This is a genomic window from Rubricella aquisinus (assembly GCF_014199445.1).
Classification (GTDB): domain Bacteria; phylum Pseudomonadota; class Alphaproteobacteria; order Rhodobacterales; family Rhodobacteraceae; genus Rubricella; species Rubricella aquisinus.
Genome location: NZ_JACIJS010000002.1, coordinates 251,067 through 263,049 on the forward strand (window position 1 = coordinate 251,067; position 11,983 = coordinate 263,049).

The following is an 11,983-nucleotide window of genomic DNA, read 5'->3' on the forward strand; positions in this document are numbered from 1 at the left end:
CCCTAAGTGACCGGTTTATTAAGTATTTGTTCGGTGTTGGCTTGCACGCGCTTGAGCGCCTCGGCCGGTGACACCAACCCGCGCAGCATGTCGTGAAGTTCGGTCCCGCAAATCGCGATGACCTCGGAAATCTCAGGCACTGGGGGCCGCGGCCAGTATTGCAGCTCATCCCGCCAGGACATCTGATCGACCATTTCAAAGATCGGCGACAGGCGCCGCACCGATGGGTCGGAACCGACCGAATATCGTGGCGCCGTCCGGCTCCCGTTTTGGGCATAGAGTTTTTGCGCCGCCGGGGACGTGAATGAAACCAAGGCTTCAACCGTTTCGTCGATGCGATCCTCGGATAGATTGGCCGGAACGCACAAGACATAGCCGCCAACTGGCGCGATCGGCACACCCTCTGGCCCATGGGGATGGGGAAGATAGCCCGTGTTCCCATATGCCTGACAGGTGCTGTCCAACTCGAAATACGGTGCCAAAAGCGTGTAGCCATAAGCCATCGCCACCTTGCCTTCCGCAAACGGGCGAACGCGCTCATACCAAGACATCGACAGGATATCAGGTGGCGAATATTGCAGGAGTTCCATGAGGTAGTCGGCGGCATCCCGCGCCTTGTCCGTGTCGAACATCGGGCGAAGTCCGCCCTTAGACAGACGAGAGGCATCAAAACCGCCGGCAATCTTCGGCAAGTCAAAAATCGGCTGACCGAAATCCGCGCAGGTCATCATGAAAGTGTGGCCAAGAGCTGTGCCCCGCGCCGCATTCCATGCCACGCCATAACGTCCCTTAAGCGGTTCGTGAAAATGTTTAGCCGCCTTCAAAACGGCGTCGGTCGTGGACGGGGGCTCCAGCCCACCTGCCGCAAACCAATCCTTCCGATAAAACATCATCTCTGGCGTGGTCTGGCTGGGCACACCATAAGGCACGCCGTTCCAATGGGCAGCCTGCCACCCTGCTGTGTGAAAATCTCCGGGATCGAGCCGGTCCACGTCCATAATCTCTGGCAGGGCGCGGATAACGCCCTTTTCGACAAACTCACCAACCCATGGCAAATCAACCGCGATAAGGTCATAGCGGCTTTGAGCGCGGGCGGCATTGCGGAGCGCCTCCTCACGCAGGCGGTCAATGGAAAAAGCCCGCTGACTGATATCAGTGCCTATGATCTGTTCAAATTGACGCTTGAGGTTCTCCATCACCATAAATGTGGGGTCACCATGCACCAGAATGCGCAAGCCACCCGAGAGCTTTAAAGGTTCGGGAAGAACCCGGGGAGGCGGGATATTCGCCTGACCCGGCTGATAAGACCCGCCAAAATAATAATCGTCCTGTGAAGGGTGCGGATCGGCGGCGCCAAATGAATTGCGCGCGATCCTCTCAATACGTTCGGCCAGTTGTGTAAAGGATTGCAATAGCTTAGGGCTTGGATGAAGTGAAAAAGTCTTGCCGCTCTTGGTACGGGCGCGTTGCTCCACCAGACCCGCTGCCTGAATTTCGGCAAGGCGCCGCATTCCCGTCGCATATGGTACGCCAGAGGCCGCGACCATGGAGGACGGCGACACGATGCGGCCATCACAATGGCCCTGCACCAGATGAAGCAACATGTTCAGATGGGGATTGGGCGTGTTGGGATCGATCGTGTTGTCGATCTCAACCATGACGTCTTCAAGAAACCGAGTGGTTTGCAAAAGCTCGGGATTGGCCGTCACCAAAATCGAACTTTCCGCAGCGGCCTGCGGAAGTTGTCCATTTTGAAATGTCTGTGACGAATAAGACTGCATTGGCCCCGATGTGATCTTAGGTGTGGGTTTGTGGCGCGAGTCGCTCATACTTGCTCTCCAAAATGTCCAATTTGATATCAAGCCAGTATGGGCCATTTATCCATTTTGGATATACTGTTATTCAAAATGGATGAGATTGAGGGGGCCGGAGAACGCTCGAATCGCGTTCGATAGCTGCAGATTGCACCGGATTTGCCTGCCCCTCGTGGTCGGCAAGCGCAGTCACCTAGCGAACAACCTTCTGGGAGGAACAAGAATGAAAATGACTTACAAAGTCGCCCTTGCCTGCACGACGGCTCTGATTGGCAGCTCCGCCTATGCGGGAGGCCACGGCACGTTTACGATCGGCATTACGCAGAACAATGTCGGTGTCGACAGCTATCAGACAACCTATGAGCAAGCCTTCATCGCAGCGGCAGAAGCAAATGACAGCGTCGAAGTCGTCGTGCTGGATGCAGGCGGCGACGTGGCCCGTCAAATCGCTCAGATGGAAGATTTGATCCAGCAGGAAGTCGACGCGATCATCGTGTGGCCAACCAATGGTGAAGCGGTCATCCCCGCTGTCCGCAAGGCGCACCAGGCCGACATTCCCGTGATCGTCACGAATTCCAACATTGCTGAGCAAGGTTTTGAATTCGTGTCATCCTTCTCTGGCCCCGACAACGTCACACAAGGCTCACGCTCCGCTGAAATCATGTGCGACCGCTTTAAGGCGCTCGGGATCGAAAACGAAGCGAAAGTGGTGCACATCACGGGTCAGCCTGGCTACACCACGGCCATTGAACGCGCGCAGGGTTTCAACGACCGCCTGCCTGAAGTTTGCCCGAACGTGGAGCAGATTGATCAGCAGCCCGGCGATTGGAACCGCGAAAAGTCCCAGCAGGTGATGGAAGCGTTCCTCGTCAAGTATGACGACATTGACGGCGTCTATTCCGGCGATGACAACATGGGTGTTGGCGCATTGAACGCAGCGCTCGCGGCAAACCGTGCTGAAGGGATCACCTTCGTCGGGGCGACGAACTTCGCCGTTGGTTATGAGGCGATGGCAGATGGCACCTATTGGGGCTCTATCTACCAGTCCCCTGTGGACGATGCCGAGGCCGCTCTCAAAACCGCTCTCGACGTGCTAAAGGGCGAAGAAGTCCCCTTCCTGAATTACTTCGATACGCCGAAGATCACTCAGGAAAACATGGACGAGTTCACGAAGCCCGTCTTCTAAGCTCCTCCCGAGTGATGCGGGGCGGCATTAGTGTCGCCCCGTATCCGACTTCACGATATAAAATATAAGGTGAACCACGATGGGGCGCGTCAAAGGACGGTCCTGCATTGTGACCGGCGCGGCACAGGGGATAGGTCGTGCCATAGGTGAAGCACTGCTGGACGAAGGGGCGAACGTATGTTTCGCCGACATCAACGAAGCAAAAGTTGCATCCGTAGCAGCCGAAAATAATGAACGCGCCGTGATCAACGATGCGCGCGTCATCCACGCCGCCGTAGATGTGACAAAGCGCGGACAAGTCCGCGACATGATCTCAAAAACGGCGGACACGTTTGGCCGGGTCGATGTGAAATTCAACAATGCCGGTGTCAATAAGCCGATGAATTTTCTCGATGTGACCGAGGAAAACTGGAAGTTCGTTATGGATATCAACGGGCTTGGCTGCATGATCGGGATGCAGGAAGCCGCCCGACAGATGATCGCACAGGGGCGCGACATGGATGACATGGCGGGTAAGATCATCAACACCGCTTCCGTGGCCAGCCGGCAGGGTTTTAACAACGTGGCCCCCTACTGCGCCAGCAAATGGGCCGTGGTAGCACTCACCCAGTCAGGCGCACGAGATCTGGCAAAGCATGGGATCACCGTGACCGGGTTCGCCCCCGGCGTTGTCGCCACAGAAATGTGGGAGCAAGTCGATGAGGACCTGATGGCCATCGGCGCTGCTGACCGTCCGGGTCAGGCGATGGAAGAATTCTCCGCTGATATCCTGAAAGGCCGCGTGGCCACGACAAAGGATGTCACCGGCACCACAACGTTTCTGGCCTCACGGGCCAGCGACTACATGACCGGTCAGATCGTAATGATCGACGGAGGAATGACCCTCGTTTGACCCAAATCGTGTTTGGGACAGATGACAGGTCACGAGGGGAGGAAAAAAATGGCAGAGCTGACAAAAAAAAGCATCGGCGGATTTCTGGCAAAGCAGGGTATTCTGGTCGCCTTTCTGGTCTTTATGGTGGTGTTTGCCATCGCAAACCCGCGCTTCATCGACATCGACAATATCTCCGGCGTGATCCGCTCATCCGCCATTTTGGGCGTAATGGCCCTTGGCGTGACGTTTGTGGTGATTGGCGGCAACCTCGACCTGTCGGTCGGCTCGATGATGTCCTTCTCTACGATTGTGGTTCTCGATCTGCATGACAAGATCGGCCCCGCATTAGCTATTCCGGGCATGTTCGCTATGACACTTTGCCTCGGTGCATTCATCGGTTTTCTGGTGGGGTATCTGAAACTCAACTCCTTGATCGTCACATTGGGAATGTTGTCGGCCATCCATGGCCTGACGCTCACCTATTCCGGCGGTCAGAACATGGATATCGCGGACAAGCAGAACACTTGGTTCGATTTCTTTGGGCAAGGGTCGATGCTGGGCATTCCGGTTCCGATCCTGATTTTCGCGCTTCTTGCCGCTGGATTGAGCCTCGTGCTGTCCAAAACACCGTTCGGTCGAAAGGTCTATGCCGTGGGCGGCAATGGGACGGCGGCCACCTTTTCGGGCATCCCGCGCGCCCGCGTGGTTTTCATGACCTATATTCTGTCGTCCTTCTGCGTTGCGACCGCGGGCCTTATTCAGGCCAGCCGAAGCCTCGGTAGCCAAAACACGGTTGGACAAGGGTTAGAGCTTGAAGTGCTGGCGGCGGTCATCCTCGGTGGAGCGTCCTTGCTTGGTGGATCTGGCACCGTCTTTAAGACTGTCATTGGTGTGCTCATCCTCGGCTTCATCCAGAACGGTCTGCTGCTCATGGGTCTCGCCTTCTATGCTCAGTATGTCGTGACTTGGGTCATCATCATTCTTGCCGTTTGGCTGGACATTGCAGCAAAGCGTGGCCGCCTCTGGTCGCCAATCGCGTAAGGAGAGCGGGCATGGCAAATTTCAAGCGTAAGGACTTGGTCAAGCAAGGGGCGATCTGGGCCTTCATCGTGGCCGAACTCATCTTTTTCTCGATCGCGGGCGAATTTCTGTCGGTGTCTGAAAAGGCATTCATGGATTTCGACAACATGCTGCTGCTGCTCAAACAGTCTGCACCAATTGGCATCATCGCTGTGGGCATGACCATCATCATGGTCAACGGAAATATTGATCTGAGCGTCGGGGCCACTTTTGCGCTCGCCGCCATTGTTCTGCTCGATAGTATGACTTGGCCCTTCATGCAGGCGATGGGCAACTGGGCCATCCCGCTTGCATGGCTGTTCGCACTGGCAACAGGGGTCATTCTGGGGGCGATAAATGGGTTGATCGTTTGGAAAACAGGGGTTGATGCGTTCATCGTAACGCTGGGATCAATGCTCGGCTATCGTGGTCTTGTTTTCATTTATAACGGGGAGCAACCGACCAGCCACCTGAATTGGACGCTTGTTGATTTCGCTGAGGCGCAGTTTCTGGGGCTTCATACAGCGACATGGTTTCTGCTTGGTGTAGTGTTGCTGTGCTGGCTTTTGATGACCCGCACTGTACATGGCCGAAATGCCTATGCCATTGGCAACAATCGCGAAGCTGCCGTGAATGCGGGCATTCGCGTCGGTCCTCATTTCCTTTGGAATTTCATGTTGATCGGCTTTCTTGCTGCACTTTCTGCGGTGGTTTTCTACTCAGAGAGCGGATCGGTGAACCCCAACGACGGGATGCTTTATGAATTGTGGGCGATCACGGCCGTGGTTTTGGGCGGGACGAAACTGTCAGGCGGATACGGGTCGATCATTTCAACACTCGGGGGCGTCATTGCGATCCAACTTCTTCGCAAGGGCCTTGGCCATATTGGTGCCGATACCGAGACGGTGAATCTTGTCATCGGTCTGATCCTGATTGCGGTGTTGTTTCTTGATCGCCAGTTGAACCGCAAAGGCAAAGAGGAGCTTCGGACATGAGCACGCAAACACCTGCCCTCCGCCTTGAAGGTATCGTCAAGACTTTTCCGGGCGTGCGCGCCTTGGACGGGGTGTCGTTCTCCGTCATGCCGGGCGAAGTGCATGCCCTCATGGGCGAGAACGGCGCCGGAAAATCGACCCTAATGAAAGTGCTTGGCGGCATCTACCAGCCTGATGAGGGCCAGATTTTCATCGCTGAAGACGCGACAGTCATGTCCTCACCCCTTCAGGCTAAGTCCAAGGGCGTTGTGTTCATCCACCAAGAACTGAGTCTCGCGGATGAACTGAGCGTGGCTGAAAACATCTATCTGGGAGAATTGCCACGCAAGAGCCTTGGTCGTGTCGATTGGGAAAAGCTGTACGCCCAAACGGATGACATTCTCAAAACGCTCAATGTCGGCTTCAACGCCCGGACCAAGGTGGGGGATCTGTCGATTGCCAACCAACAAATGGTAGAGATTGCACGGGCGCTTACGGTCGAACCTCGTGCAGTCATTTTTGACGAACCGACGGCCTCTCTCACCGATGCAGAAAAGGTTGTGCTGTTTGAAGTGATCGCGGACCTTCAATCCCGTGATGTCGGGGTCATCTACATCTCCCATCGGATGGAAGAAATCTTCAAGATCACCGACCGCATCAGCGTCCTGCGCGACGGCCAATATCGCGGAACGCTCAACACCAAAGAAACGAACGAAGAAGAAGTCACACAGTTGATGATTGGGCGAAAGCTTGACCTCAGCCGTAATGAGATGACCCATAGCCTTGGTCCTGTGGCTCTGGAAGTGCGAAATCTGAGCTGCGGCAAACTGTTTGAAAATGTCAGTTTTACCGTGCGGGAAGGCGAGGTTGTCGGCTTTTACGGCCTTGTTGGAGCTGGCCGCACGGAGATTGCGGAAACCATCTTTGGGCTGCGTGAACCCTCTGGTGGTGAGATTTTGCTGGATGGGGAAGGCGTCACCGTCCACTCCCCCGCTGATGCGATTGCACGCGGTATCTCACTGGTGCCGGAGGACCGCAAAGGTCAAGGATTGGTGCTGGGCATGAATTGTCGCGACAATATGACCCTACCGCAAGTGGACGATATGACGGCTGGGCCATTTGTCAGTGACGGCGCAGAGATTGCGATTTTCGATCAATATCGCGACAAGCTGGATATTCGCACCCCTGGCTGGCGACAGATGGTCGGCAACCTGTCGGGCGGCAACCAACAAAAGATCGTCATCGGCAAATGGCTGTCGATGCATCCAAAGGTGCTGATAGTCGATGAACCAACTCGCGGGATCGACGTTGGGTCCAAATCGGAGATTCACAATCTGATCCGCGAACTGGCAGCCCAAGGCTATGCTGTCATCGTTATCAGCTCCGAGATGCCCGAAGTGCTGCATGTGTCAGATCGGATCGTCGCCATGTACGCAGGCAAGGTCACACGGGAATTTACCGCAGCCGAAGTCACCGAAGACGGCCTTATCCAAGCGATTTCCGGTTTGTGAAGTAGACTTGGAGGGGCGGTTTTTGTGGAGCGTGACCTGCGTGGCGTGAAAGGCCCTAGTGACAAGGTGGCTTCAGTTTTTGGCGCTGCCACCCGCCCTGCCCCGGTTGTATTCGGCAGCTAGCTCAAAACCACAGCACAACGAAAAAGGGCCCCGCAAACTGCGAGGCCCTTCTCATAACTTGCCAGCAAATTAACGCTTGGAGAACTGGAAGCTCCGGCGGGCTTTTGCTTTGCCGTATTTCTTCCGCTCGACCACGCGGCTGTCGCGGGTCAGGAAGCCGGCTGCCTTGAGCGGGCCGCGCAGGGACGGCTCGAACAGGGTCAGGGCTTTGGAGATGCCGTGCTTAACGGCGCCTGCCTGACCGGACAGACCACCGCCCTTGACGGTTGCCATCACGTCAAATTCTCCTTCAACACCAGCAACTTGGAACGGCTGGTTGAGGATCATCTGGAGCACCGGACGCGCGAAATACGCGTTCAGCTCTTTGCCGTTCACGGTCACTTTGCCGGAACCGCGCTTGACCCAAACACGGGCGATCGCGTCTTTCCGCTTGCCGGTCGCATAGGAACGGCCCAGTTCGTCACGGACGGGCTCACGCGGGGTGGTGCTTTCTTCAACAACCACATCGGAGCCTGCAACGGCGTCCTTCAGATCGTCGAGCGATTTGATTTCGTCAGACATCATGCGCTCCGCGTATTCTTGGGGTTCATGGATTTCACGTCGAGCACTTCGGGCTCTTGTGCGGCATGGGGATGCTCAGCGCCTGCATAGATGCGCAGGTTCTTCATCTGCTGGCGGGACAGCGGCCCACCGGGCAGCATCCGCTGAACGGCCTTCTCGACCACACGGGTCGGGAACTGCCCTTCGAGGATCTGACCGGCGGTGCGGGATTTGATCCCACCCGGGTGGCCAGTGTGCCAGTAGTAGTTTTTGTCGGCGCGCTTGTTACCAGTCAGCTGAACCTTGTCAGCATTGATGATGATAACGTTGTCACCCATGTCCATATGCGGCGTGAAAGTGGCCTTATGCTTGCCACGCAGCCGCATGGCGACGATCGAGGCGAGGCGACCAAGGACGATGCCTTCAGCATCGACGATGATCCACTTCTTCTCGATATCTGCCGGTTTGGCGGAAAAAGTTTTCATATCTCGGGTCCGTTTCTGTCAGATCCGTTGCGGGAAACCCCGATCCGGCCTGAGCCATCGCGGGAATGGCGCTGTTCTAACGATCTTTGATGTGTGGTCAAGCGGAGAGTGTTCTGAAAATACCAGCAAAAACAATGATCTAAAATTAAGGTATTATATTACCCCACATTTTTCGTGGCTTTTGGTGCCTCATCCTCGCCCTTCATACACACAGCACGAAAAAATGTCTTGCGTCACCGCAACATCCCCCCTATGTCCCCCGATCACAGGGTTACCGATCCCAACTCCGCAAATGTGGGGGGGCGCTAAGGGACCGCTGGATTCATTCTACTGGTTTTGACTTGGGAGGTTGTCATGCTTGACACCACACAGGTCCAACTGGGGAACGGTCTGGAGACAGGCGCCACCCACGCGGACACCACCGCGCGCGATGACGTGCGTGCAATCACTCGTGATATCTTTGACGAAAACCGTGACGACCATTTTATCCGTCGTGACGGCAAGGTGTTTGCGGGCACCCATCTGATCATCGAAGTTGTCGATGGTATTGGCCTCGACGATCAGGCCCGTATCGAGCAGGCATTCCGCGATTGCGTGGACACCTGCGGGGCGACGCTGCTACACATCCACACGCACAAGTTCAGCCCGCAGGGCGTGTCCGGTGTGGCCGTGCTGGCCGAAAGCCATATCTCCGTCCACACATGGCCAGAGATCGGCTATGGTGCGTTTGACGTGTTCATGTGCGGTGATGCGCAGCCCTGGAAGGCCGTCGATGTTCTGCGCGCTGCGTTCAATGCGGGCGATGTGCGCGTGAAAGAGCTTTTGCGCGGCGACGGGCTCGTCCCCCACGGCTAAGGGAGGATCAACAAGATGGCTGACCGGGACTGGAGCATCGAAACGCTCCATGATGACTATCGTCAGGCACTGCGCATTGATGCCGTGCATTACGATTCGAACACCGATCTTCAGCGCATCCGTGTGCTGGAGAACGCCCGGTTCGGCCGTTTCATGACCCTCGATGGCGTGGTGCAAACCACCGAAGGGGACGAGTTCATCTATCACGAAATGATGACCCATGTGCCGCTCTTGGCACATGGGCACGCCACCCGCGTGCTGATCATCGGTGGCGGCGATGGTGGCATTGCGCGCGAAGTGCTCCGGCATCCATCCGTCACCCATGTCACGATGGTAGAGATTGACGCGGGCGTGGTGGAATTCTGCAAAGAGCATTTGCCGAGCCTCTCTGCCGGTGCATTCGATGATCCTCGTCTCAATCTGGTGATCGCGGATGGGGCGGCGTTCATGCGCGAAAGCGATGCTGAGTTTGATGTGATCATCGTCGATTCCACCGATCCGATTGGACCCGGCGAGGTGCTGTTCACCGACACATTCTACGGCCATGCGCAGCGCCGCCTGCGCCCCGGTGGTATCCTTGTGACGCAAAACGGCGTTCCGTTCATGCAGGGTGACGAGTTGACCAACACGATGCGCGCGTTCAAGGCGCTGTTTGGCGACGCGACCTGCTATCTGTCCACGATCCCGACCTATGCGGGCGGGCCGATGGCGATGGGCTGGGGTACGGATGGAGACGCGCGCCATGTGTCGCTTGAAACACTGCAAACGCGGTATGCCGCATCGGGCCTTGCCTGCCGGTACTACACGCCGGAGGTGCACAAGGCGGCCTTCGCCCTGCCCGGCTATGTCGCGCGGCTGATGCCGTAAATATGGCTGGCGGGCACCGGTTGCCCGTCATCTGTCCCCGTCATCACTGCCCCAACGAGCTGCAATTTGTTGTGCAGCCGCGTGGGCTTGGGTCCAGTCCCAGAATGATCCGCCGTGCGCGCTCATCCCTTTCATTCAGTTCGTCCCGCACGGCCTGATTTACCGCGTTGATGCGCTCCGCTTCGATCATGCCTTGCTCGAATTCTGCCGCCAGTTGCGCATCGCGCCGCTGACTTTCCTCAAGACCGGCCTGTTGCCGTGCCCCGCGTGCTGCGAGGTCAAGGCAATCTTCCATCGTCGGCGCACCGAAGCGCGTGTCAGGATAGGCAGGATCGGTGCAGGACACGTTGCGCGTGAGAATAACGCTGCTGCCGGACCCCTGCGCCGCCTCGCGCGCCGCAATCGCCTGCCCCGCATCGCGGATGCGTGCCTGTTGTTTGGGGCTGAGCATCGGCAATTGGCCCGATGCGACCAGCCCCCGGTTGACGTCATTCCGCATGGATGCCGACACACCGCCCAAGGTCGCGTTCAGCATCTGGCCAAAACTGGGACGGTTTTGGCGATCATTCACGATCTCAAGCCACATATTCACCCCCCTGTTGTGATGGACCCGCTCCCCCTCCAGATCAGCGACCGTGACCTCCATAAACCGCTCCACCGCCTCATCCACCGCGACCTGAAGATCCTGCGGATGCCTGAGATAATCCGCCAGCGCCTCGCGGTCATACTCATCGGCATCGTCATAGAGCCCCGCATCCTGCTTCTGTTCGATGATGGGATACCATGACGCCCATTCCACCTGCCCCTCTGCCCATTCGGTCGCGACAGCGGTCATGTTTTCTTCGGCACAGTCATAGAACGCATCGAGCTTTTGGTTATAGGCAACGGCGATGTCGCGGCTCCTTTTTGCCTGCTCAACCGTGTCATACCCCACCGATCGGGGTGGCAACGGAAAGCCGCGTCCGGGCGATCCGTCGCCACAGGCGTCGGCCATCACCCTGTTGAAGGAAGGGCCACGCAGGCCTGCCCAATAGCGCCAATCGTTCCACAAATCGGTCGTGTCCGTGATCGGCCCGACGGGCGCGCGCACAATAGGCGCTGGAGCTTCAACGACAGGCGCGGCCTGCGCAACGGCTTGTGTTTGTTGAGTTTCAGCAGTGTTGCAGGCGGCAAGAAGGCATCCGGCGGTCAGCGCGAGGGTTGCTTGCTTCATGGATCAGGTGCTCGCACTGCTTGGCGCGTTACCGCGCGGGTGGGATGGAATAGGTCATGCTGGCGCGCGCCACGGGTTTGTCGCTGCCTTCGGAATACATCAGAACATCGCCCACCGCCAAAACGCGCCCCAGTTTCAGGATCCGGGCCTCCGCGATCATGTCGCACGGCTCCGGCTTGCGCATGAAGTCGATGCTGGCATTCGTGGTCACGGCCAATGCCTGTTTTCCGATCATCGCGAGCAGCACCATGTAGAAGCCGCAATCGGCAAGGCCGAACATGGTCGGGCCAGACACCGTGCCGCCGGGGCGTAGGTTTTGCGGGCCTACGACGGCCCGCACGCGCGCCTCCATCGGGGCTATGTGCTCACACAGGTATTGCCCCTGCACTTCCGGGAACACCTCTTCGATATAGCCATTCACCTCGGCCACGGTCAGGATGGGTTGCATCATGCCCTCATTCATCGTCATTCTGCCCCTATGC

General features: G+C 57.2%; 12 protein-coding genes. 7 read left to right on the forward strand and 5 right to left on the reverse strand.

What is annotated here, in order from left to right; all coding sequences use genetic code 11:
• Positions 1-2: 2 nt before the first annotated feature.
• Positions 3-1,829 (reverse strand): ABC transporter substrate-binding protein, encoded by a 1,827-nt coding sequence (locus FHS89_RS04365; RefSeq protein WP_246413576.1) that lies wholly within the window; start codon positions 1,827-1,829, stop codon positions 3-5.
• Positions 1,830-2,037: 208 nt separating this feature from the next.
• Between FHS89_RS04365 and FHS89_RS04370 the strand changes: the two genes are divergently transcribed.
• The 5 genes from FHS89_RS04370 to FHS89_RS04390 all read left to right on the forward strand — a co-directional run bounded on the left by FHS89_RS04370 (position 2,038) and on the right by FHS89_RS04390 (position 7,418).
• Complete coding sequence (locus tag FHS89_RS04370) at positions 2,038-3,000, forward strand: sugar ABC transporter substrate-binding protein (protein WP_184008909.1); 963 nt, start codon at positions 2,038-2,040, stop codon at positions 2,998-3,000.
• A gap of 79 nt (positions 3,001-3,079) precedes the next feature.
• Complete coding sequence (locus FHS89_RS04375) at positions 3,080-3,892, forward strand: SDR family NAD(P)-dependent oxidoreductase (protein ID WP_184008911.1); 813 nt, start codon at positions 3,080-3,082, stop codon at positions 3,890-3,892.
• Positions 3,893-3,940: 48 nt separating this feature from the next.
• Positions 3,941-4,915 (forward strand): ABC transporter permease, encoded by a 975-nt coding sequence (locus FHS89_RS04380; protein WP_184008913.1) that lies wholly within the window; start codon positions 3,941-3,943, stop codon positions 4,913-4,915.
• 11 nt (positions 4,916-4,926) lie between these two features.
• The gene (locus tag FHS89_RS04385) at positions 4,927-5,928 is read left to right on the forward strand and encodes an ABC transporter permease (RefSeq protein WP_184009128.1); all 1,002 of its coding nucleotides are present in this window, start codon (positions 4,927-4,929) and stop codon (positions 5,926-5,928) included.
• Positions 5,925-7,418 carry a sugar ABC transporter ATP-binding protein gene (locus FHS89_RS04390; protein ID WP_184008915.1) on the forward strand — a complete coding sequence of 498 codons (1,494 nt, stop codon included), beginning with the start codon at positions 5,925-5,927 and terminating at the stop codon, positions 7,416-7,418. The genes FHS89_RS04385 and FHS89_RS04390 overlap by 4 nt, the downstream gene beginning before the upstream one ends.
• Before the next feature lie 192 nt (positions 7,419-7,610).
• On the opposite strand, the gene rpsI is transcribed toward FHS89_RS04390, so the two are convergent.
• Positions 7,611-8,102 (reverse strand): 30S ribosomal protein S9, encoded by a 492-nt coding sequence (rpsI, locus tag FHS89_RS04395; RefSeq protein ID WP_184008917.1) that lies wholly within the window; start codon positions 8,100-8,102, stop codon positions 7,611-7,613.
• A complete protein-coding gene (rplM, locus tag FHS89_RS04400; RefSeq protein ID WP_184008919.1) occupies positions 8,102-8,566 on the reverse strand; it encodes a 50S ribosomal protein L13 in 465 nt (154 codons plus the stop codon). Before rplM ends, rpsI begins: the two co-directional genes overlap by 1 nt.
• Positions 8,567-8,920: 354 nt before the next feature.
• Here rplM and speD point away from each other — a divergent pair, with 354 nt between their 5' ends.
• Complete coding sequence (speD, locus tag FHS89_RS04405; RefSeq protein WP_184008921.1) at positions 8,921-9,421, forward strand: adenosylmethionine decarboxylase; 501 nt, start codon at positions 8,921-8,923, stop codon at positions 9,419-9,421.
• A 15-nt stretch (positions 9,422-9,436) separates the two neighbouring features.
• The gene (gene speE, locus FHS89_RS04410) at positions 9,437-10,288 is read left to right on the forward strand and encodes a polyamine aminopropyltransferase (protein ID WP_184008923.1); all 852 of its coding nucleotides are present in this window, start codon (positions 9,437-9,439) and stop codon (positions 10,286-10,288) included.
• A gap of 43 nt (positions 10,289-10,331) precedes the next feature.
• Here speE and FHS89_RS04415 read toward each other — a convergent pair whose 3' ends face one another.
• Entirely contained in the window at positions 10,332-11,501 is a 1,170-nt protein-coding gene (locus FHS89_RS04415) for a hypothetical protein (RefSeq protein ID WP_184008925.1), read from the reverse strand.
• Positions 11,502-11,529: 28 nt separating this feature from the next.
• On the reverse strand, positions 11,530-11,949 hold the full coding sequence (locus tag FHS89_RS04420) for a PaaI family thioesterase (protein ID WP_184009130.1): 420 nt from the start codon (positions 11,947-11,949) through the stop codon (positions 11,530-11,532).
• Between the last annotated feature and the right edge of the window lie 34 nt (positions 11,950-11,983).

Excerpts from the sequence above, each read along its gene's own strand:
- FHS89_RS04365 (WP_246413576.1), bottom strand. The coding sequence starts at position 1,829 with ATGAGCGACTCGCGCCACAAACCCACACCTAAGATCACATCGGGGCCA.
- FHS89_RS04370 (WP_184008909.1), top strand. The coding sequence starts at position 2,038 with ATGAAAATGACTTACAAAGTCGCCCTTGCCTGCACGACGGCTCTGATT.
- FHS89_RS04375 (WP_184008911.1), top strand. The coding sequence starts at position 3,080 with ATGGGGCGCGTCAAAGGACGGTCCTGCATTGTGACCGGCGCGGCACAG.
- FHS89_RS04380 (WP_184008913.1), top strand. The coding sequence starts at position 3,941 with ATGGCAGAGCTGACAAAAAAAAGCATCGGCGGATTTCTGGCAAAGCAG.
- FHS89_RS04385 (WP_184009128.1), top strand. The coding sequence starts at position 4,927 with ATGGCAAATTTCAAGCGTAAGGACTTGGTCAAGCAAGGGGCGATCTGG.
- FHS89_RS04390 (WP_184008915.1), top strand. The coding sequence starts at position 5,925 with ATGAGCACGCAAACACCTGCCCTCCGCCTTGAAGGTATCGTCAAGACT.
- rpsI (WP_184008917.1), bottom strand. The coding sequence starts at position 8,102 with ATGTCTGACGAAATCAAATCGCTCGACGATCTGAAGGACGCCGTTGCA.
- rplM (WP_184008919.1), bottom strand. The coding sequence starts at position 8,566 with ATGAAAACTTTTTCCGCCAAACCGGCAGATATCGAGAAGAAGTGGATC.
- speD (WP_184008921.1), top strand. The coding sequence starts at position 8,921 with ATGCTTGACACCACACAGGTCCAACTGGGGAACGGTCTGGAGACAGGC.
- speE (WP_184008923.1), top strand. The coding sequence starts at position 9,437 with ATGGCTGACCGGGACTGGAGCATCGAAACGCTCCATGATGACTATCGT.
- FHS89_RS04415 (WP_184008925.1), bottom strand. The coding sequence starts at position 11,501 with ATGAAGCAAGCAACCCTCGCGCTGACCGCCGGATGCCTTCTTGCCGCC.
- FHS89_RS04420 (WP_184009130.1), bottom strand. The coding sequence starts at position 11,949 with ATGCAACCCATCCTGACCGTGGCCGAGGTGAATGGCTATATCGAAGAG.